Raw genomic sequence first — 19,347 nt, 5'->3', positions numbered from 1 at the left:
GGTCAGAAGGGGTGGGGCCAGAACCGGCCCCACATGATGACCGCGGCGATGATGAGCAGGATCGCGTTGAACCCGATGGCCTGCGGCTCCTTGCGGCGGGCGTGGACGCCCATGGCCAGGACCATGATCACAGCTAGGCCGGTGGCGGCCAACGGGGTGAGCACGGTGGCGATGTCGAAGGCACCCGGCAGGATCAGCCCGAGGGCGCCGGCGAGTTCGGCGACGCCGATCAGACGCACCACGGGGGTCGAGACGTCACTGACCCACGGCAGCTGGGACATGAGTTTTTCGCCGGGCTAGGTGGCCTTGGTGACGCCGGCGGCCGCGAACAGCGCGGCGAGGACGCCCCGCAGGATCCACAGGAACACGTTCATCGGAGCGGAGACCTTCGTCTTCGGTCCCGCCGCGGCGGATGTGGATTGAGCGGATCAGGATTCAACGCAGGAGAGCTGGGAGGCGTCAGCCGGAGAAGACGCGCTCGGCTTCGTCGCGTTGGGTGTGCAGGTCCCAGTAGAGAGGGGCGATGTCCTCGGCCTCGCCGGTAGGGATTTCGGGAGGGCCGCCCGCGCCGATCCACACGCCGATGGCGACGTGCGCGGCCTGGATGCCGGTGCCGGCCAGCTCTTTGTGCAGGTTGAGCACCCAGTTGCGCAGTGCCGCCTGGGCGGGGTTGACGTTGCCGAGCATTGGGTTCGGGTCGACCGAGCCGGCGCCGTTGGTGAAGAGCAGGGTGCCCGCGCCGGCCTCACGCATCGCGGGCAGGACGGCCTGGGTGGCGGTGATGGCGCTGTGGAGCAGGAAGTCGATCCATCCCTGCACATCGGACGGGCTGGTCTGGGACGGGGAGGTGAGGGTCACGGAGTTTATGGAGCCGTTGCCCGGAGAGGGGGAGTGCTCCAGGACGTCGATGCCGCCGAAGCGGGTGGCGGCGTCCTTGAGGGCCTGGGTCAGCGCGTCGTGGTCGAGCACGTCCGCCGGGAACGCCGCGGCGGTGATGCCCTCGGCGGTGAGCCGACCGACGAGGTCGTCGAGCTTGGCGCGGTTGCGGGCGATGAGAGCGACGTCGTAGCCGCGCGAGCCGAAGGTGCGGGCGATGGCGAGGCCCATTCCGGGGCCGGCTCCGACAATGGCGATGCTGGGCATGGTGATAGTCCTTTCGTCGAGTGAAGTGAGTTGGCGTCAGGTGGGCGCCGGGAAAAGCGACACCGCGTGTTCCAGGTCGGACGCGATAGCAGGCGAGCCGCCCCTGGCGTCGTACCCGGCCATCACGTCCGGGAGCGGCCTGGACCTGTTGCCGCCATCGAATGTTGAGCGCACCGGCAGGCGGCAGAGGCACCTCGCAACAGGCGCCGGTCGGAGGTTACGGACGTACGGGTTCCCGAGTTCACGGAGCGCGTGAGCCCGACCAGCGGGGCCCAGGCGCCGGACTGGCGCCTGGTCACCGAACCGAGCTCAGTGGCATGACCCGGTAGTACGTCGGCACTGCGATCACGGCGACCGCGACGTGCATCAGGAGCAGCGCCACCACACCGGTCACCTCGCCCTCGCCGAACAGGAAGAAGTCCGGCACGAAGGACACCCCGACGACCAGCGGGACGAGTCGGCGGAGCAGCCGTTCGGGATCGGTGGAGAACCTGCGGACGAGGGTCCACCCGACGGATCCTCCCAGCACTCCCAGCGCGGTCAGAAAGACGTACGACGAGGGCTCCAACGGGCGGAAGTCCTCCGGTGCACCGAGCGCGTGCGCCAGTACGGCGATCAACGCGTTCACCAGAGAGGACAGGAGGAAGGCGACGAACACACCTCCCGCCACCATGATCGGACCACGACGGGAGGGGAGCGTCTCAGAGACTTGGGACATGGCAACTCCAAACGGATGCTAGGGACATCGGTCAGTTCTTGGGGCTACTGGTGGCATTCACTTGCTGAAGGGGACGGCCGACGTCGACGCCGTCACGCCTGCCGGCTGCGCGCCGCGTCGTAACCACGAGGTAGTAGACGGCGACGGCGACAACCAGCAGCGCGGTCCAGTTGTTGAGGCGCAGGCCGAGGATGTGGTGGGCCTCGTCCACCCGCAGGTACTCGATCCAGAAGCGACCTGCGCTGTACGCGGCGGCGTACAGCGCGAACGCCCGCCCCCGGTCGAGACGGAAACGGCGATCCGCCCACAGGACCAGGGCGACCACGCCGAGACACCACAACGACTCGTACAGGAACGCCGGGTGATAAGTGGCCAGGTTCGGGGTGGCCTCAGGCCGGTGCGCGGGGTCGATCTCCAGGGCCCAGGGGAGGGCGGTGGCCCGCCCGTAGAGCTCCTGGTTGAACCAGTTGCCCCAGCGGCCGATGGCCTGCCCCAGTGCGATGCCGGGAGCGACGGCGTCGGCGAACGCGGACAGCGGAACGCCGCTACGGCGGCAGCCGATCCAGGCTCCGACGGCACCGCCGGCGATGGCGCCCCAGATGCCGATGCCGCCGTCCCAGATGAACAGGGCCTTGACCGGATCACCACCCTTGCCGAAGTACGCCTCGCTGGAGGTGATCACGTGGTAGAGGCGGGCGCCGACCACGCCGAAGGGGACCGCCCACAGAGCGACGTCCGCCACGACGGCCTTCTCTCCGCCGCGTGCGGCCCATCGACGGCCACCCAGCCACACGGCGGCGGCGATGCCGAGAATCACCATGAGTGAGTAACCGCGCAGCGGCAGCGGGCCCAGGTGGACCTCACCGACGGATGGGCTGGGAATGAAGGCCAGGGTCACGGGTAGTTCCTCACAAGGGGCGGTGGAAGAGCAGGCCGTCGGCTGCGGGGCTGATCGTCGCCGCCCGCGTCCCTCCCGCACATCGACCGATCGACGCGTCCTTCGTCCACCGATCGGTGAACCCGCCCCCGCTGGTCGGCTGATTCTGCCGCTACGCGGCTGCACCTACTCTGTAGGCCATGGCACTGCAACAGGCGTGGGACCGGCAGCGGTGGAAGACCATGGGGCAGCACGCCTTCTTCGTCACCGTGCTCGCCCTGTCCCTCCCGGGTGCGCTGGCCGGGGCGAACATGACGACCGGCGCCGCCCTGTCGCGGATCGGCCCGGCAGTGGGGCTCGCCCTTTGGTACGCGTACTGGATCGCGCTGCGCGGTGGCGCCGACCGCCCGCCGCTGCCCTACCTCGTCGGCGCCTTGTCCGGGTGGGCGGTCATGGCCGTGGTGGACCCCGCGTTCCTCCCGGTCGCCATGGCGGTGCTGAGCCCGTACTTGCTGCGGTGGGCCTGGTGGTCGGCCGGCGGGGTGCTGGTGCTGGGCGCTGCCTGGTCGTGGCAGAGCCTGACCACGGACGGCCCCGTCGACGTGCGGGCGCTCACGGGATGCGTACTCGGTACCGCCGTGGCGGTCACGATCACCTGCTACGTCGCGACCCTCGATCACGAGAGTCGCAAGCGGCAGCTGCTCCTCGACGAGCTCACCGCCACCCAGGCCGAACGCGCGGCAGCGGAACGCCAGGCGGGCACCCTCGCCGAACGCCAGCGCCTGGCCCGCGAGGTCCACGACACGCTCACCCAGGGGTTCGCCTCCATCGCCATGCTGCTGGACGCCGCACGCGACGACCTGCCACCCGGCTCCCCTGCGGCCCGCCGCGTCGAGCAGGCCATGCGCACGGCCCGGGACAACCTCGCAGAGAGCCGCCGCCTCGTGCACGCTCTTCGCCCGGCGCCACTGGACCGCACGCACCTGGCAGAGGCGATCCGTGAACTCACCGCCCGGCTCGCGGAGGAGACAGGCACCGAGGCCTACACGGTGGTGACCGGCCGCCCGGCCGCCCTGCCTCCCAGCACCGAGGGCGAGTTGCTGCGGGTCGTGCAGGAGGCACTGACCAACGCCCGGCGGCACGCCCGCGCGATGAGCGTCTCGGTCACGCTGTCGTACCTCGGCGACGTCCTGGCGATCGACATCCAGGACGACGGCACCGGGTTCTCACCCGTTGCCCGGCATACGGGCGTGGGCCTGATCACCATGCGGGAGCGCATTGCGGCTGTGCACGGCACGTTCGCGGTCGAAAGCTCCCCGGGCGAGGGTACGACCGTCGCCGTCACGGTGCCCCTCCCGGTCGAGCCTTCCGCCTCCGACCCCTCCGTCGTGTCGGGCACCGAGCGGATGGTCCCGGCGTCATGAGCACGTCGGCCGGTCCCACGATCCGAGTTCTCCTCGCCGACGACCACCCCGTGGTCCGTGACGGGCTTGCCGCCATGCTCTCCACCCAGCCCGATCTCACGGTCGTCGGCGAAGCCGCCAGCGGCGCCGAGGCACTGCGCCGGACCGCCTCACTCGCACCCGACGTCGTGCTGATGGACCTGCAGATGCCCGAAATGGACGGCACGACCGCGACCGCCGCCATCCGTGCCGCCCACCCCGAGGTGCGGGTACTCGTCCTGACCACCTACGACACGGACGCCGACATCACCGCCGCCGTCGACGCCGGGGCAGTCGGCTACCTGCTCAAGGACACCGGACGACACGAGCTGTGCGAGGCGGTTCGTACCGCGGCTCGGGGAGGCGCGCCACTGTCGCCCACCGTGGCCGCCAAGGTCCTCGCCCATATGCGCGGCGACCGGGGCGCCGGCTTGTCCGGCAGGGAGCTCGAAGTCCTGTCCGCCGTGGCCCGGGGGCAGAGCAACAAACAGATCGCCCGCGCCCTGCGCCTGTCGGAGGCCACCGTCAAGACCCATCTGCTGCACATCTACGCCAAGCTCGACGTCCGCGACCGGACCGCCGCCGTCACCGCCGCGCTGGGCAGGGGAATCATACGCATGGACTGAAAGTGTTGCTGAAGACACCGGGGCCTGGGGCAGTGCGGTGGGAGAGAGGCCGAGGAGGTCGCGGTGTCGCGCCGCCCGGGAACACGAAGCACCCCACAATCGTGGGCTCGGCAGCAGGGGTGGCGAGACCGAGCAGAACGCCGGACCAGCGGCCGTATGGTGGCGATGCTGTCTTCACCGACTGGTCACGCAATCACCGCAGTTGCCTTCCTGCGCCTCGGTATCCCACCCACACTCAGGACGAGCACGGCGACGAACCGCTCGTCGTCGCCGGTCTGTTGGACACTGGAGTGGGTGTGATCCGGGCGCAGGCGGTCTGGGACACGGTCATGATGACGGTGGCCAATGCCATGGGGCCGGGCATCAGCAGCACCTTGAGCCAGACGGCATCGGTGACGGCGAACAGGGCCACCGCGCCGGCGGCCAGGCACATCAGCGCTCCGGTGCCCGCGCCGAGCGGTGGCCGGGTCCTGCGGCGGGCCAGCAGTCCGTGGCCCACCAGGACCACGCCGTTGGCCAGTGCCGCGAGGGTCACCACGGTTCCGGCCTGGCGCAGGCTCAGCCCGGCGACCTCCGTCAGATGGTCCGGCATCCAGGTCAGGCCGGCGCTGAGCATCCAGTACGCGGCGAACGCGCCGAGCGCCGCGCTGAGCCAGGTGCCCGACAGCAGGATGCGCCGATAGGGCGCGACGACCGTGTCCGCACCCCGTGCTCTCGTGCGCGCCCGGCGCGTACGGGCCCTCGGCGCCGCGCAGCACCCAGTACCCGGCCCACACCAGGCCCGCCAGCCCGACCGCGCCGAAGGCCCACCGCCAGCCGAAGCGGTCGATGACGAGGGTGAGTGTGGGCGCGGCGACGGCCACCCCGGCGGCGGCGCCGGTCAGCAGCACGGCGGTGGGCAGGGTGCGTTCGCGCTGCTCGAACCATCCGTGCAGATGATGGGTGGCCACCAGCGTGCCGAATCCGGCCGCCGGCCACAGCATCGCCAGCTGGGCGGCCGCCCACAGCAGTGCCAGGACCAGCAGCAGCACGGTCGTACGGACGTTGCGGGTCAGGTACGGCACCGCCAGAGCCGACACGCTGAACAGCGCGAAGAAGGCCGCCGAGGCCGTGCCGAATTCCGCGCGGGTCAGCCCGAGGTCGTCCATGATCGGCTGCGCCGCCAGGCCCATCACGGCCTTGTCGGCGAAGTTGACCAGCATGAAGCCGAGCAGTGCCCAGGTCGTGCGCCATGCTGTGGTGTGCTGGGTCATAGGGGGAGAGGGCTCCTTCGCGCAGTGGTGTCACCGGCGTGGCGCCGATCCTGCAGGCTGCGGGCACAGGGGGACACCCATCGGCATCACAGTCGTACGCGCCCGCTACTGTGACGGATCACAATCGGGGGGAGGTGAGCAATGGCGCACGAGGAACGCGCGGAACCGGCGTACGGCGACCGTCCGCCGGGTCTGTCCCCCGCGGCGGTGGCGCTCGCGGCCCGGTGCGAGGCGCGGGTCAACGAACTCGCCCGGCGCATGGCCCGGGGTGCGTTCGACCAGTTGCGCGGCTACACCGAGCTGCCGGGTGACGTGAAGGACGTGGAGATCGCCGCCACGGCTCGGCACGGCATACGGCTCTTCCTGCGCGGCGCCGCCGACGGATCCCGGTGGGACTCGCTGGAGTACTTCCAGGAACGCGCCGCCCAGCGTGCCGAGGAGGGCATGCCGCTCCATCTGCTGCTGCGCACCTACACCCTGGGCGCACGGGAACTGTGGCGGGCCCTGCGGGAGATGGCCGGTCCCGGCGAGCAACAGGCCCTGGCCGAGCTGACCGAGGCCCTGTTCACGACCACCGACCGAGTCGTGGGCGCCGTGGCGGAGAGCTACCTCGACGAGCGGGTCGCCCTCGCCGCCGAACGCCACGAGCAGCGCCGCTCCCGTGCCCGGGCCCTGCTGGACGGCCGGCCGGTCGTCGACGGGGCCGCACCGGACGGGCCCGTGCTGGTGCTGTTCGTGCGTTTCGCCACGTCGGCGGCCACCGGCGGGCTCTCCCCGGTCACCGTCCGGCGACTGCTGCGGCGCGTCCAGGCGGCACTGGACCGGGCCTTCGACACGGAGGTGCTCGCCGTGCTCGACGGTGACGGCGGGCATGTCGTCGTTCCCGGAGTGGCCGAACCGCCTGCTCGGCTGCGGGAGTTGCTGGGGGAGGTGGTGGGACCGGAGCTCCGGCTGGCAGCCGCTGCCGCGACGACGGTCGGCGACATCCCCCGCGCCGCGCACCTGACCTCCGAGGTGGTCCGGGTCGCGGCGGCCTGCGGTGAGCGGCCCGGAGTGCACCGGCTCGAGGACGTGCTGCTGGAGTACCACCTGTCCCGGCCGAGCGAGGGCAGCGCCCGCATCGTCGCCCGGCTCGACCCCCTCGCCGACCGCCCCGAACTCGTCGCGACCCTGCGCACCCACCTGGCACAGCGTCAGGACCGCCGGGCCACCGCCCACCTGCTCAACCTGCACCCCAACTCCGTGGACAACCGGCTCGCCCGGATCCAGGACCTGACGGGGCTGGACCTCGCCGACCCCCGGGACGTGGCCCTGGCGCTGGCGGCCCTGCTGCTGCGTGACGCCGACACCGGTGTCACGAAGTGACGAGGGCGAAGTCCGGGTCCGGTGATTCCAGCAGAGAGCCGAACGTGATCAGGGCGTCGGCGTCGCCGTCGAGCGTGACGGCCCCGCCCATGATCTCGTCGGCGAAGGTCGTCGCCCCGCCCAGAACCGTGTTCAGGGTGGTGCGGGCCAGCCGCAGCACCACGGCGGGCCGCTCACCCCGCGGAGCGTCACCGCGCATCGGGGTGAGCGCCCCGTTGGACAACAGCAGCGTCCACACCTCGCCGGTGTCGGTGAACTCCCAGCGCAGCAGCAGGCGTCCGGCCTCGGCCGCGCGCGGGCCGTCGACGCGTACGGCCATGGACTGGAAGATCTGCTCGGCCGTCAGCGCGGCCAGGACATCCGGTGCGGTGGGCGTCGGCGTCCCGAGGATGCCGTCGCGCAGCTCGGCGGCGCCCATCAGGTAGAAGTTGCGCCATGGCCCGGACTCGGAGCCGTGCCCGAGCCGCTCGAAGGTGTCGCCCTGCAAGGTGCGGGCCTCGGGGTGGCCGGGTTCGGCGAACAGGACGTGGCTGAGCACTTCCGCGACCCACCGCAGGTCCCCGGCCTCGTACGACGCGCGTGCCTTGGCGACCACCGCGTCGGCTCCGCCCATGAACTCCACGTACCGGACGGCGGCTTCGGTGGGCGGATGCTGCCACAGGTGGGCCGGGTTGCCGTCGAACCAGCCCATGTAGCGCTGGTAGACGGCCTTGGCGTTGTGGCTGAGCGTGCCGTAGTAGCCGCGCGCGTGCCACGCGCTGTCCAGCGCGGGCGGGAAGGACAGCTCCTCGGCGATCTCGGTCCCGGTGTACCCGGCGTTGATCAGCCGGACGGACTGGTCGTGCAGATAGGCGTAGGCGTCGCGCTGCTCCTCCAGGAAGCGGATCGCGCGCTCCTGGCCCCAGGTGGGCCAGTGGTGGGAGGCGAAGACGACGTCGGTGTCGTCGGCGAACAGCCGTACCGTCTCGGTCAGATACCGCGCCCAGGCGCTGGGGTCCCGCACCAGCGCCCCGCGCAGGGTGAGCACGTTGTGCAGTGTGTGGCAGGCGTTCTCCGCGACGCACAGCACCCGTAGATCGGGGAAGTGGAAGTTCATCTCCGCCGGAGCCTCCGTGCCCGGCGTGAGCTGGAAGACCATCCGCACTCCGTCGACGGTCTCCACCTGCCCGGTACGGCTGATGTCGACCGTCGGCGCGATCAGGCCGACGGTGCCGGTCGACGTCGTCTGCCCGAGCCCGCAGCCGATCTGCCCGGCCGGCCCCTTCGGCAGCGCGGCCCCGTACATGTAACCCGACCTGCGGGCCATCGCCGTCCCGGTGAAGACGTTCTCGCTGGCGGCGTGCTCCAGGAACCCGGCCGGGGCGATGACCGGCACCCGCCCGGTCGTGACCTCGGCCGGATCGACGACGCCGCGGACACCTCCGAAGTGGTCGACGTGCGAGTGGGTGTAGATCACCCCCGTCACGGGCCGATCGCCGCGGTGCTCCCGGTACAGGGCCAGGGCGGCGGCAGCCACCTCGGTGCTGATCAGCGGGTCGTTGACGACGACTCCGCGCTCGCCCTCCACGAAGGTCACGTTCGACAGGTCCAGGCCGCGCACCTGGTAGATCCCCGGCACGACCTCGTACAGCCCCTGCCGTGCCACGAGCCCGCTCTGCCGCCACAGCGAGGGATGGGCCGTCGGCGGACACTCCCCGTCCAGGAAGCCGTACGCGTCCGCGTCCCACACGACGCGGCCGTCCGCGGCCCGCACCACTCCGGGCTCAAGGCGGGCGATGAACCCCCGGTCCGCGTCGGCGAAGTCCCGGTCGTCGTCCCAGGCCAGGCCACCGCCCGTGGAATCGTGCCGCCTGCTGGTCATGGTCGTCTCGCTGCTGGTCATGGTCGTCGATCCTCACAGTTGCGGGCCGACGGCGCCCGATGACGCATCACAGAAGACCCGCTGACCCGTCACAACCGGCAGCGGCGCGCAGGCGGCGACGCGCGCAGGGCTCTGATCGCGAAGAGGTGACCTCTATAGGTCCGATGTATGACGAGGTGTCGGACTCGACGGGTGATCTCACGGACTAGGCCCGGCCTTCATGAACCACCTGTTCGATGGGCTTCTTTGGGTGAATCTCGTCCCAGGTATAGACGTGGCCACCTCGGGGCTCCTATAAATCCATCCGATGTCTCTTGTGTCCTGACAGATGGAGCCGCGCCATGTCCTCTGCCTCCCTCAGTAGACGCTCACTGATGAAGGCCGCCGCCCTCGCCGGAGGAGTGGTGGCCTTCGGGCTGCCGCAGGCCCTGTGGGCCCCCAGCGCCGAGGCGTACACCGTCCCCTCGAAGATGGACTGGTGGTACCAGGCCAGGTTCGGGATGTTCATCCACTTCGGGTCCTACTCGCACCTCGGCCAGGGTGAATGGGCGTTCGACGCTCAGAACTGGAGCAAGGCGGACTACCAGAACGAGGTCACCGAGCCCTTCAACCCGACAGCGTTCAATGCCGCCACCATCGCCGAACTCGCCAAGAACGCCGGCATGAAGTACATCGTGATCACCGCCAAGCACCACGAGGGCTACGCGATGTGGAACTCCGACGTGGCGGGCTTCACCGACACCACCGGCACCAAGCAGTACAACCTGCGTGACTACAACGGCATCCGGACCGACCTGCTCATGGACCTCAAGACGGCGTGCGAGAGCCGTGGCATCAAGTTCTGCCTCTACTACTCGATCCTCGACTGGAACCACCCGTCCCAGACCGACCGTCACGAGAGCGGTCTGACCACGATGTCCTCGCAGGCCGCCCGCACCGCCTACATCGCCGACATGAAGGCACAGCTCCAGGAGTTGCTGGACCGCTACGACCCGGCACTGCTGTGGTTCGACGGCGACTGGTTCGCGGAGCCCTCCAGCCCCACCCTGGAGGACTGGTGGCTGACCTCGGACGGCGAGGGCCTCTACGACTGGCTCATCGCCCGCAAGCCCGACCTCATCGTCAACGAACGCGTCAAGCGGGACCACGGTCTCGGCGACTACGCGGTCGCGGAGTTCGGGATACCCGACGGACCGATGGACCGGCCGTGGGAGCGGTGCGCGACCATGAACGGCGCCTGGGGTTACGACGGAGCGAGAGAGAACTCGTACAGGTCGGTCACGGACATCGTCCGAGAGCTCGTGACGGTGGTGTCCCGGGACGGCAACCATCTGCTCAACATCGGCCCCAAGGGCGACGGTTCGGTCAGCGCGGGAAGCCAGACCATCCTGAACGGCCTCGCTTCATGGATGTCGACGTACAGCGACAGCATCCACGGCACCAGCGGCAGCCCGTACACCACCGAACCCTCATGGGGGAAGATCACCAAGAAGACCGGCAAGCTCTTCGCCCATGTCTTCACCTGGCCCACGAACGGCCAGTTGCAGATCCCGGCGATCGACAACACGATCAGCCGCGTATACCTGGTGAACAACCCCTCGGTCTCGCTCTCGTACACCGTCACCGACCAGATCAACGTCACCGTGCCGAGCACCGCGCCGGACGCCAGGGACTCCGTGGTGTGCGTCGAGGTCCAGGGCATGCCCGTGCGGGGATCCACGGTGACGGTGTTCCAGAACGTCAACTATCAGGGCACCCGCGCCGAGTTGCCGCTGGGCTCCTACACCTCCGCCCAGCTGACCGCCGCGGGCCTGGGGCCGGCCATGGTCTCCTCCATCCGGGTGGCCGACGGCTACCAGGTGACGGGCTACTCCGGCAACAACTTCACCGGCACCGCTTGGACGTTCACGTCGGACACCCCCGACCTGCGGGTGACCGGCAACAACGACGCCATCGCCTCACTGAAGGTGACGTTCAAACCCTCCACGTACCTGCGCCTGGTCAACGTCGCGAGCAACCTGGCGCTGGACAGCGGCGGCAATGTCGCCAGCGGGTCGAACCTGAAGCAGTGGCAGGTGATCGACCACGCCAATCTCCAGTGGCAGGCGATCGAACTCGGCAACGGCTACTACAGGCTCCTCAACCGCGCCAACGGCATGGTCGCCGACGGCTGGGGCTCCACCGCCGACGGCGCCCCCGCCCGGCAGAAGGCCTGGGACGGCAGCCAGACCCAGCAGTGGCAGATCACCCACCGCGGTCAGGGCCAGTACTCGATCGCCAACCGCAGCACCGGACTGGTACTCGACAGTGGCGGAAAGGTCTCCTCGGGGTCCGTGACCAAGCAGTGGACCTGGCAGCAGAGCAACAACCTGCTGTGGACGATCAAGCCGGTCGGCTGACCGACGCCACCCGACGGAGGCTCGCGGACCGGGCACGGTCGTGAGCGTGCCGGATCCCCGCGCCCGGCGGGGATCCGTACGGGACAGCGTGGGGCCAGGGGCGTCAGCTCGGCCTGAGGATGACCGCCTGACCACCCGCGCTGGTCATCGCCATGCTGAGGGTCGTCGTGGAGGTGACGGTCCGGGTGCTGACCACCGTGGGCGTGGCGCGCGGGACCGTTCCCGCCGTTCCGTCGGCGTAGACGGTGGCGGTGTAGGTGACGCCACTGTCGAGGAAGCCCAGCGGGACCGACAGGGTGCGGGCGGTCTCGTTGGTCATCGCGCCAAGGAACCACGTGGTGCCGCTGCGGCGGGCGACCGCGATGTACTCGCCGATCGAACCGGTGAGGGTCGTGCTCTCGTCCCAGGTGGCGGGAACGGCGTCGAACCACGACAGTCCGGGCCAGTTGGCGGTGGTGGCGTACGACGACGGTGTCGAGTACCAGTAGAGGAAGTTGAGCGGCTGGTAGTACACCGCCGCCATCGCCATCTGGTGGTTGTTGGTCGTCTGGTTGCGGGACTGCCCGTAGCAGATGGTGTAGTCCATCGGTCCGCCGACGTTGCGGGCGAAGGGCAGGGTCACGTTGTGCGTGGCGGTGGGGAACTGCTCGTTGCCCCGGACGCCCTCCAGGCTGATCCAGTTGGGGTAGGTGCGCTCGTAGCCGAACGGCCGCACGTTGTCGTGCATGTCGATCAGCAGCTTGTACTTGGCGGCCGTCTTCGCCCAGGTGATGATCTGGTTGGTCATGGCCTGGGTGCCGTCGTTGATGAAGCCGAGCTTGATGCCGGCGACGCCCCAGCTCTTGTAGAGGGCGAACAGGGTGTCGGGGTTGGTCAGAGCCAGACGGTTGACGTAGAGGAAGACGCCGACGCCGTTCGTCGTGGCGTGGTTGATCACCATGGGCAGGTCGATCTCCGCGATCGGCGTGGTCGCGTCGGTGGTGGTGAACTCCGGGCCGTACCATCCCGCGTCGTACTCGATGTAGTCCACGTTGCGGGCCACGGCGAAGTCCACGCCGGCGATTCCGGCGGCGGTGGTGAGGTTGCAGCGGAACACCTTGCCCGGACGGATCCACGACGTGTCGGCCAGGGCGCCCGCCGGGGCCAGGTTGAGGACCAGTTCGGCGTTGTCGACCAGGTCGGCGTCGGATGATCCGAGGACGAGGACCCGCCAGGGCGTGGCGAACGGCGTGGTGACGGTCGAGGTGGTCTGCACCGTGCCGCTGCCCCGCGCGGTCTTCTTCATCAGGTACGTCTTGAGCGTGTTGCTCTTCCCGGAGACCGAAGTGAGCATCCCTCGGGGGTAGTTCACCCGGGAGGACTCACAGACGCAGGCGCGCAGGCCGCCGGGCAGGGTGACCAGCAGCGGCATGTCGGTCAGTGGGCCGACGTCCGTGCCGGACGTGCCGGTGGAGGGGATCGCGTCCGGGGCGACAGCGCTGTACACGTTCTCGTCCCGGGCGCTGAAGACCAGGGTGCCGCCGGGGAACACGAAGCTGGTCAGCTCGTCGGAGATGGTGGCCCTGCCCGTGCCGAGCAGCGTGTAGCGCAGCGCGACCCCGGTGTCGTAGGCGCGTATCTGGATGCCGAAGGCGATGCCGCTGCCGCTGTCCTGAAGGTTCCAGCGCATCTCCTGGTAGTGGTCGCGGATCGTCGCGTTGCGTCCGTACACCGGGGTCCAGGTGCTGTCCTTGGTCCAGTGCTGGTAGTTGGTCATCACGGTGCTCGCGGTGCCCAGCGTGGTGCCGTCACTCATCGCGAGTCCGAGCACCGAGGTGTCGACGACCGTCGCGCCGGCGCGCTTGACCGACCAGGTGAGCGCTCCGCCGACCAGCGACACCGTGATCTTGTTGCTGCCGTCCGGTGACGTGGCGGTCATGGCGGCGTCGGCCGCGTGGGCCTGTCCCGTGCCGGCGAGGCCCAGTGCGGCGGCCCCCGCCGTGACCGCCGCTGTCCTGAGGACCCCGCGCCGGGACACTGCTCCCGGGTGAGCGGCTCCGGGCAGGCCGGGCCGACTTCCTGACGTTCCCATGGTCGTTTTCCACCTCTCTGCTGAGTTCCATGAAGAAGACATCGACACACGCAGCGCGTGGGCGTCCCGCACGGTCCTGGCCCCGTGCGGGACGCCCACGCGCTGCCGATCACTGCTCGGTCAGGGTGACCTCGTCGCAGTAGCCATCACCGGCTCCGGAGACAAGGTGACAGTAGATGCGAGCGGTCGTCACACCTGCCCCGGTGGTGAAGGTCGTCGACTGCTTGGAGTAGGTGCTCGACGTGGTCGAGGCACTCGTGACGGCGGAGCCGTTGTAGAGCTTGGCTTCCAGTGCCGTCGTGGTGCCGGCGGTCTGACTTGCGATCGCACCGCTCAGCCGGTAGGTGGTGTTCGGCTTGAGCGTGTAGACGAGTTGCCACAGGGTGCCACCGCTCAGGGACGAGTTCGTCAGTCCGGCGGCGGTGCCGTTGGACGACGTGCCCGTGAGCGAGAAGTCACCGTTGCGCCAGGGCACGGTGTGGCCGGACTCGAAGTTGCCGTTGATCACGTGGTTCTTGACGGGGGTGACGGCGAGATCGTCACAGTAACCGTTCCCGGTGCCCGAGCTCTTGTAGCAGTACAGGCGCACGGTACCGTTCGCCGCCCCGGTGGTGAAGTCGGCGGAGACGAACGTCCACCCGGTGCCACTGGCGCTCGCCACGGTTTCGAGGCCGCCGGTGTTCTTGACGCCGACGTTCATGACCTCACCGGCGACTGCGGACTTCACCCAGCCCGAGACGCGGTACGTGGTGCGGGGCGCCACGGGGACGTGGTTCTCCACGGAGGCCGGCGAGGGCCCGACCCGGACCGCGTAGGTGCCGCTGTGGGCGCCCGAGTTCACCACCGAGGCGGAGTTCCACGCGCTCCACGCCGTGAGCGATCCCTTCTCGAAGCCGAGGTTCTCGTTCGCGAGGCAGGTCGCGTCGGACGGCGAGCTGAACTGGTCGGCACCGATGTCGGGTGCGCAGACCGAGGGAACGGTCGAGCCCCAGTAGTCCTTGCCGCCGTTGTCGGGCATGACGACTCCCGCGCCGATGGCCGGGGAGGACGACGAGCTGATCTGGTAGCCCGCGACACTGTTGATGCCCGTGCCACCACTGCCGGGCGAGGTCAGCAGGGGATCGCCGGTGATGTTCCCGTTGCCGGTCGGCTCACTGGAGGGGTGGTTGCCGTAGAAGAGGTTGTTCCGCCAGGAGAAGTTCGAGGCGGGCTGGCCGCTGGTGTAGACGTAGCCACCGCTGCCCAGGTTGTAGATGAGGTTGTTGGCGAGCGTGAGGTCGTTCCAGGCGCCGGAGACCTCGAAGACGTTCGCGGTCGATCCGGAGGGGATGTAGATGGTGTTGTTGTAGAACTGGGAGTCCTGCGAGCCGAGCATGTTGACGACCCGGAGGCGGTCGTCCTCGCTGACGTTGTAGCGGGCCACGGCGTTGCTGCTGAGGCGTGACCCTCCGCCGCAGCCGCAGAAGAGGAGGAACCCGCCCTCGTTGTCGTGGCTGTAGTTGTACTGGACGATCGTGCCGTCCTGCCCGTAGTCGACGTCGAAGCCCTGGCCGTCGGGGTTCCCGGTGAGCTTCTTGGTCCCGTAGGCCTCGTTGTACTGGATCACGGTCCCGTCGGAGTCCCAGGCCCAGATGCCGGCGTTCGCCGCGTTGGGGGCCTTCGCCGCGTTGTAGACGACGTTGTGCTCGATGAGGGCGTCCTTCGACATCTGCACCACGATGCCGTCGCCGTCGGTGTCATGGACGGTGTTGTTCCTGACGACGACGCCGGTCCACGGGGTCCAGGCGGGGTTGTTGCAGCCGATGGACGGCCGGCACAGCCAGGTGCTCGACATGTTGATGCCGCTGCGGGCGATGTTGGCGACGGTGTTGCCGTCGATCACGACGTCGTTGAAGGAGCTGGGCGTCGTCGTCCCGAGAACGGCGAAGAGAATGCCGGCGCTGCCGTCGACCTCCTTCGAGTTGTTGCCGTTCACGTCGTGGATGTTGAGGTTGCTGACCTTGTAGTGGTTGCCGGTGCCGTAGTTCTCGAGCACCACGTACACACCGCGCCGCGCGTTGGCGCCCTTCACGGCTCCGGTGTTGGTCACCTCCAGGTTGGAGATCTCCCAGTACTCCTGGTTGTGCAGGTAGATCGCGTCCGTGCCGCCGCCTCCCGCGATGATCGGCAGGGCGCCCGTGCCGTAGGCGTCGATGGAGATCGAACCGCCTGCCGCGCTGCCCGAACCCAGCGGGTGCAGGGTTCCGTTGCAGGTCGTCCCTCTCTTCAGCAGCAGCTGGTCCCCCGGCGCGAAGGTCTTCGCGTTCGGGCCGGCCAGCGAGTTCCACGGCGAGCCGGAGGTGCCGGTCCCGTTGGCCGCCGCCGAGCAGTCCACGTGGTAGGAGGTGCCCGCCGCCTGGGCCTGCACCGGCGGCGTGAGCACGACCGCGGCGCAGGCGAGCAGCGTGGTGACGACCAGGCCTGCGACGAACCGTCTTATGTCGGTGACATGTCTCATGGTGCTTCTCCCCGCACAACATTGTCGGGATGGGTGGTTGGGCTCGCCGTGCTCTTGCGGAGCGCGGCGACGATCGCCTGCGTCGGAGCGGGCTGGTTCGCCCAATCGGCGGCCACGTGTCCGTCGGCGCCGATCAGGAGTGTGTGGAGCTGTCCGTCCTTGGACAGCCGGGTGTCGGCCGAGGCCGAGTCCGCGGCGACCACGAGGCCGGGCGGGACGGACCAGTTCGCCGCGAAGTTCTTCAGCGCGCCGTCGGTCGTGTGGCCGTCGGAGTCGGTGATGAGGACCCGGACCTCGGGGTACTGCAGCGCCACGCTCTTGAGCGACGGGATCTGGCTCCGCGCGTGAGCGGCGCCGACGTCGCCCTGGTCGTCGACGGGGAGGCCGGCTATGAGGGTCGGGCCGGAGACGTCGATCCGGTTCCCGTCGAGCAGGGTCACGCCGGAGCCGGCCGGTTGTTCTTCGGCTCCGCACGCCGTGGTGAGGAGGAGTGCGGGGACGAGCAGGAGCGCGGCGACGAACGGGATCACTCCTGTGCGAAGGTCCCCTTTGGCTGCTTCTCGGATCTCTCTCACCGGACCGGCCCTTCGAGAGGAAGGACGGGGGCCTGCAGGACTTCGTCGCGGTCGCACACGAGGGTGTCTCCGCTCACCCGCAGGCGGGCGACCTGGATCGAGCTTCGGCGGTCATCGCCGTCGCCGCCCTCGCACCGCCCCGGGTGCGTGAAGTAGAAGACGTAGGCGCCGAGTTCACTGGTGACGACATCGGCGTGGTAGCCGAATCCCCCGTCGTCCGGGCCCCGTCCGGATCGGTCGAGGATGAGTCCTCGCGGTTCCCAGGTCTCCAGGTCACGCGAGTGAAGAACCCGCTGTCCCCGCCATTCGTCGACGAGCATCCAGTAACTGCCGCCGAGCTCGAAGACGTTCGGGCCTTCGTGCTCCGAGCACTCGACGGCGGGCCCCCGGACGGTCCACCGTGCCAGGTCGTCGCTGTCCGCCGCGTAGGTGTGCGCGTGATCGGCCTCGTCCTTGTACCACATGCGGTAGCCCCCGGTGGGGAGCCGCAGGACGCAGGCGTCGATCACCCTCTCGGACGAGAGCGACAAGGTGGAACGGTAGGTCCACGTGAAGAGGTCGTGGCTCGTGTAGTGACGGATCACGCGTGCGTGGCCCGCCCACCGGGTCGGAACACCGCGGATCACACTGACGTACATGTGGTACTCGGTGCCGTCGTCCACGATCTCGGGCGCCCAGTAGGTGTGGCGCCCGGGCTCGATGTCCAGGCCCTCGGCGATGCCCCGGTACAGCCAGGTGGCGCCGCCGTCCACGGAGGACGCGATCCCGATGTCGGTCCCGTGGACCCAGCTCACGTCGTTCATCGGCGGCGCGTCGGCGCGCCGGCTCGTGTAGAACATGCACCACTCGCCGACGTGCCGGTTGAACACGAGCGTGGGGTCGGTCGCGCCGTCGTGAACGGGGTCGCGGAACAGGGGGCGGGCCATGGCTGTCATCGGTTCTCCCCTCAGTCCTGACGGGGCGTCAGGCGGATCATGTTCCAGGACAGCGGTTCGAGTTCGGCGTGGAGGACGCCGTCGGTGACGCCGGTGCCGGTGGCGGTGTGCGGGGTGACACGGTCGGGCATGTCCGCGGTGTTGATGGCCTCCGGGTCGCCGTCCGCCAGCACCAGGTGCTCCACGAGGGTGTGGGCGTCGACGCCGCGCAGGTCGATCGAGAGCGGCAGGGCCTCCGTCTGGCCGCGGTTGACCGCGAAGACGGTGACGGCGCCCGTCTCGTCGTCGATCACCGCCGTGGCGTGCAGCAGCGGTACGTCACCGAAGCGGGCGGTCGGGTACGTCGGGCTGTCCACCTCGACGCGCAGCACCCGGCCGCGTCCGTACGCCGACGCCTGGGCGAAGGGGTAGAACGTCGTCTGCCGCCACGCCGGGCCGCCGGGCTCGGTCATGATCGGCGCGATGACGTTGACGAGCTGCGCGAGGGAGGCCGAGGTGACCCGGTCGGCGTGCCGCAGCAGGGCGATGAGCAGCGAGCCGAAGACCACGGAGTCGGTGACGGTGTAGACATCCTCCAGCAGGCGGGGCGCCTGCTGCCACTCCTCGACGTGGTGCGGGTTGGGCCGCTTCTGGTACCAGACGTTCCACTCGTCGAAGGAGAGGTTGATGCGCTTGTCCGCCTTGAGGCGGGCGCGGACGTGGTCGCAGGTGGCGACGACCGACTCGATGAAGTGCTCCATGTCCACGGCGGACGCCAGGAAGGAGTCGCGGTCACCGTCGATCTCCTCGTAGTAGGCGTGCAGGGAGACGTAGTCCACGAGGTCGTACGCGGCCTGGAGGACGGTCGACTCCCAGGAGGCGAAGGTCGGCATGGCGGAGCTGGAGCTGCCGCAGGCGACCAGCTCCAGACCGGGGTCGACCTGTCGCATGGCGCGGGCGGTCTCGGCGGCGAGGCGGCCGTACTCCTCGGGGGTCTTGTGCCCGGTCTGCCAGGGGCCGTCCATCTCGTTGCCCAGGCACCACATCCGGATGCCGTACGGCTCCTTGTCGCCGTGGGCGGCGCGGCGGTCGGACAGCTCGGTGCCGCCGGGGTGGTTCGCGTACTCCAGCAGCCGTACCGCGTCCTCGACGCCCCGCGTGCCGAGGTTGACGGCCATCATGGGCTCCATGCCGGTCCTGCCGCAGAACTCCATGAACTCGCCGAGGCCGAACTCGTTGGTCTCGGTGGACTTCCATGCCAGGTCCAGCCGGGCCGGCCGCTCCTCGCGCGGGCCCACGCTGTCCTCCCAGCGGTAGCCCGAGACGAAGTTGCCGCCGGGGTAGCGGACGGTGGTGACGCCGAGCTCCCGGACCAGTTCCAGGACGTCCTGGCGCAGGCCGTCCACGTCGGCGGCGGGGTGGCCGGGCTCGTAGATGCCGGTGTAGACGCAGCGGCCCATGTGCTCGACGAACGATCCGTACAGACGCGGGTTGACGCTGCCGACGTCGAACGCCGAGTCGAGGGTGAAGCGGGCGGCGGGGCAGGGGGTGGGCTCGGACATGAGTGCCTTTCAAACGTCACTTCGGAGGTGACATGGAGGAGGGA

General features: G+C 69.5%; 15 protein-coding genes and 1 pseudogene. 4 read left to right on the top strand and 12 right to left on the bottom strand.

Features of this window, described 5'->3' with window-relative positions; all coding sequences use genetic code 11:
- Positions 1-2: 2 nt before the first annotated feature.
- The 4 genes from P1P70_RS21820 to lgt form a co-directional block, all read right to left on the bottom strand.
- Entirely contained in the window at positions 3-281 is a 279-nt protein-coding gene (locus P1P70_RS21820; RefSeq protein ID WP_319240327.1) for a DoxX family protein, read from the bottom strand.
- Positions 282-459: 178 nt separating this feature from the next.
- A complete protein-coding gene (locus P1P70_RS21815; RefSeq protein WP_319240325.1) occupies positions 460-1,143 on the bottom strand; it encodes an SDR family oxidoreductase in 684 nt (227 codons plus the stop codon).
- A gap of 295 nt (positions 1,144-1,438) precedes the next feature.
- Positions 1,439-1,861 (bottom strand): DUF6069 family protein, encoded by a 423-nt coding sequence (locus P1P70_RS21810; protein ID WP_319240323.1) that lies wholly within the window; start codon positions 1,859-1,861, stop codon positions 1,439-1,441.
- 31 nt (positions 1,862-1,892) lie between these two features.
- Positions 1,893-2,759 carry a prolipoprotein diacylglyceryl transferase gene (gene lgt / locus P1P70_RS21805; RefSeq protein ID WP_319240321.1) on the bottom strand — a complete coding sequence of 289 codons (867 nt, stop codon included), beginning with the start codon at positions 2,757-2,759 and terminating at the stop codon, positions 1,893-1,895.
- 179 nt (positions 2,760-2,938) lie between these two features.
- Between lgt and P1P70_RS21800 the strand changes: the two genes are divergently transcribed.
- Both P1P70_RS21800 and P1P70_RS21795 read left to right on the top strand, forming a co-directional pair.
- A complete protein-coding gene (locus tag P1P70_RS21800) occupies positions 2,939-4,162 on the top strand; it encodes a sensor histidine kinase (RefSeq protein WP_319240320.1) in 1,224 nt (407 codons plus the stop codon).
- A complete protein-coding gene (locus tag P1P70_RS21795; protein WP_319240319.1) occupies positions 4,159-4,806 on the top strand; it encodes a response regulator transcription factor in 648 nt (215 codons plus the stop codon). The genes P1P70_RS21800 and P1P70_RS21795 overlap by 4 nt, the downstream gene beginning before the upstream one ends.
- Before the next feature lie 235 nt (positions 4,807-5,041).
- Here the strand turns inward: P1P70_RS21795 and P1P70_RS45840 are convergent, their stop codons facing one another.
- Positions 5,042-5,479 carry a hypothetical protein gene (locus P1P70_RS45840; RefSeq protein WP_413471512.1) on the bottom strand — a complete coding sequence of 146 codons (438 nt, stop codon included), beginning with the start codon at positions 5,477-5,479 and terminating at the stop codon, positions 5,042-5,044.
- An 82-nt stretch (positions 5,480-5,561) separates the two neighbouring features.
- A pseudogene (locus P1P70_RS45835) lies at positions 5,562-6,008 on the bottom strand (MFS transporter); the annotation flags it as partial.
- Positions 6,009-6,200: 192 nt separating this feature from the next.
- Between P1P70_RS45835 and P1P70_RS21785 the strand changes: the two are divergent.
- A complete protein-coding gene (locus tag P1P70_RS21785) occupies positions 6,201-7,424 on the top strand; it encodes a helix-turn-helix domain-containing protein (RefSeq protein WP_319240316.1) in 1,224 nt (407 codons plus the stop codon).
- On the opposite strand, the gene P1P70_RS21780 is transcribed toward P1P70_RS21785, so the two are convergent.
- Positions 7,414-9,306, bottom strand: coding sequence for an alkyl/aryl-sulfatase (locus P1P70_RS21780; protein ID WP_413471511.1), 1,893 nt, complete (start codon positions 9,304-9,306; stop codon positions 7,414-7,416). The two genes, P1P70_RS21785 and P1P70_RS21780, sit on opposite strands and share 11 nt — an antisense overlap.
- Positions 9,307-9,626: 320 nt before the next feature.
- Between P1P70_RS21780 and P1P70_RS21775 the strand changes: the two genes are divergently transcribed.
- Positions 9,627-11,684 (top strand): alpha-L-fucosidase, encoded by a 2,058-nt coding sequence (locus P1P70_RS21775; RefSeq protein ID WP_319240315.1) that lies wholly within the window; start codon positions 9,627-9,629, stop codon positions 11,682-11,684.
- A gap of 103 nt (positions 11,685-11,787) precedes the next feature.
- Here the strand turns inward: P1P70_RS21775 and P1P70_RS21770 are convergent, their stop codons facing one another.
- The 5 genes from P1P70_RS21770 to P1P70_RS21750 all read right to left on the bottom strand — a co-directional run bounded on the left by P1P70_RS21770 (position 11,788) and on the right by P1P70_RS21750 (position 19,303).
- Positions 11,788-13,701, bottom strand: a complete 1,914-nt coding sequence (locus tag P1P70_RS21770; RefSeq protein ID WP_319240314.1) for a glycoside hydrolase family 97 protein — start codon at positions 13,699-13,701, stop codon at positions 11,788-11,790.
- A gap of 163 nt (positions 13,702-13,864) precedes the next feature.
- A complete protein-coding gene (locus P1P70_RS21765) occupies positions 13,865-16,252 on the bottom strand; it encodes a carbohydrate binding domain-containing protein (protein ID WP_319240313.1) in 2,388 nt (795 codons plus the stop codon).
- Positions 16,249-16,782 carry a hypothetical protein gene (locus P1P70_RS21760; RefSeq protein ID WP_319240311.1) on the bottom strand — a complete coding sequence of 178 codons (534 nt, stop codon included), beginning with the start codon at positions 16,780-16,782 and terminating at the stop codon, positions 16,249-16,251. The genes P1P70_RS21765 and P1P70_RS21760 overlap by 4 nt, the downstream gene beginning before the upstream one ends.
- Positions 16,783-16,823: 41 nt before the next feature.
- On the bottom strand, positions 16,824-17,762 hold the full coding sequence (locus tag P1P70_RS21755; protein ID WP_319240310.1) for a glycosyl hydrolase: 939 nt from the start codon (positions 17,760-17,762) through the stop codon (positions 16,824-16,826).
- Between the two features lie 11 nt (positions 17,763-17,773).
- A complete protein-coding gene (locus P1P70_RS21750) occupies positions 17,774-19,303 on the bottom strand; it encodes an alpha-N-arabinofuranosidase (RefSeq protein WP_319240308.1) in 1,530 nt (509 codons plus the stop codon).
- Between the last annotated feature and the right edge of the window lie 44 nt (positions 19,304-19,347).

Source organism: Streptomyces sp. MB09-02B (assembly GCF_033794485.1).
Taxonomy (GTDB): domain Bacteria; phylum Actinomycetota; class Actinomycetes; order Streptomycetales; family Streptomycetaceae; genus Streptomyces.
The sequence above is the reverse complement of the archived record's forward strand: the minus strand, read 5'-3'. Positions and strand labels throughout refer to the sequence as shown.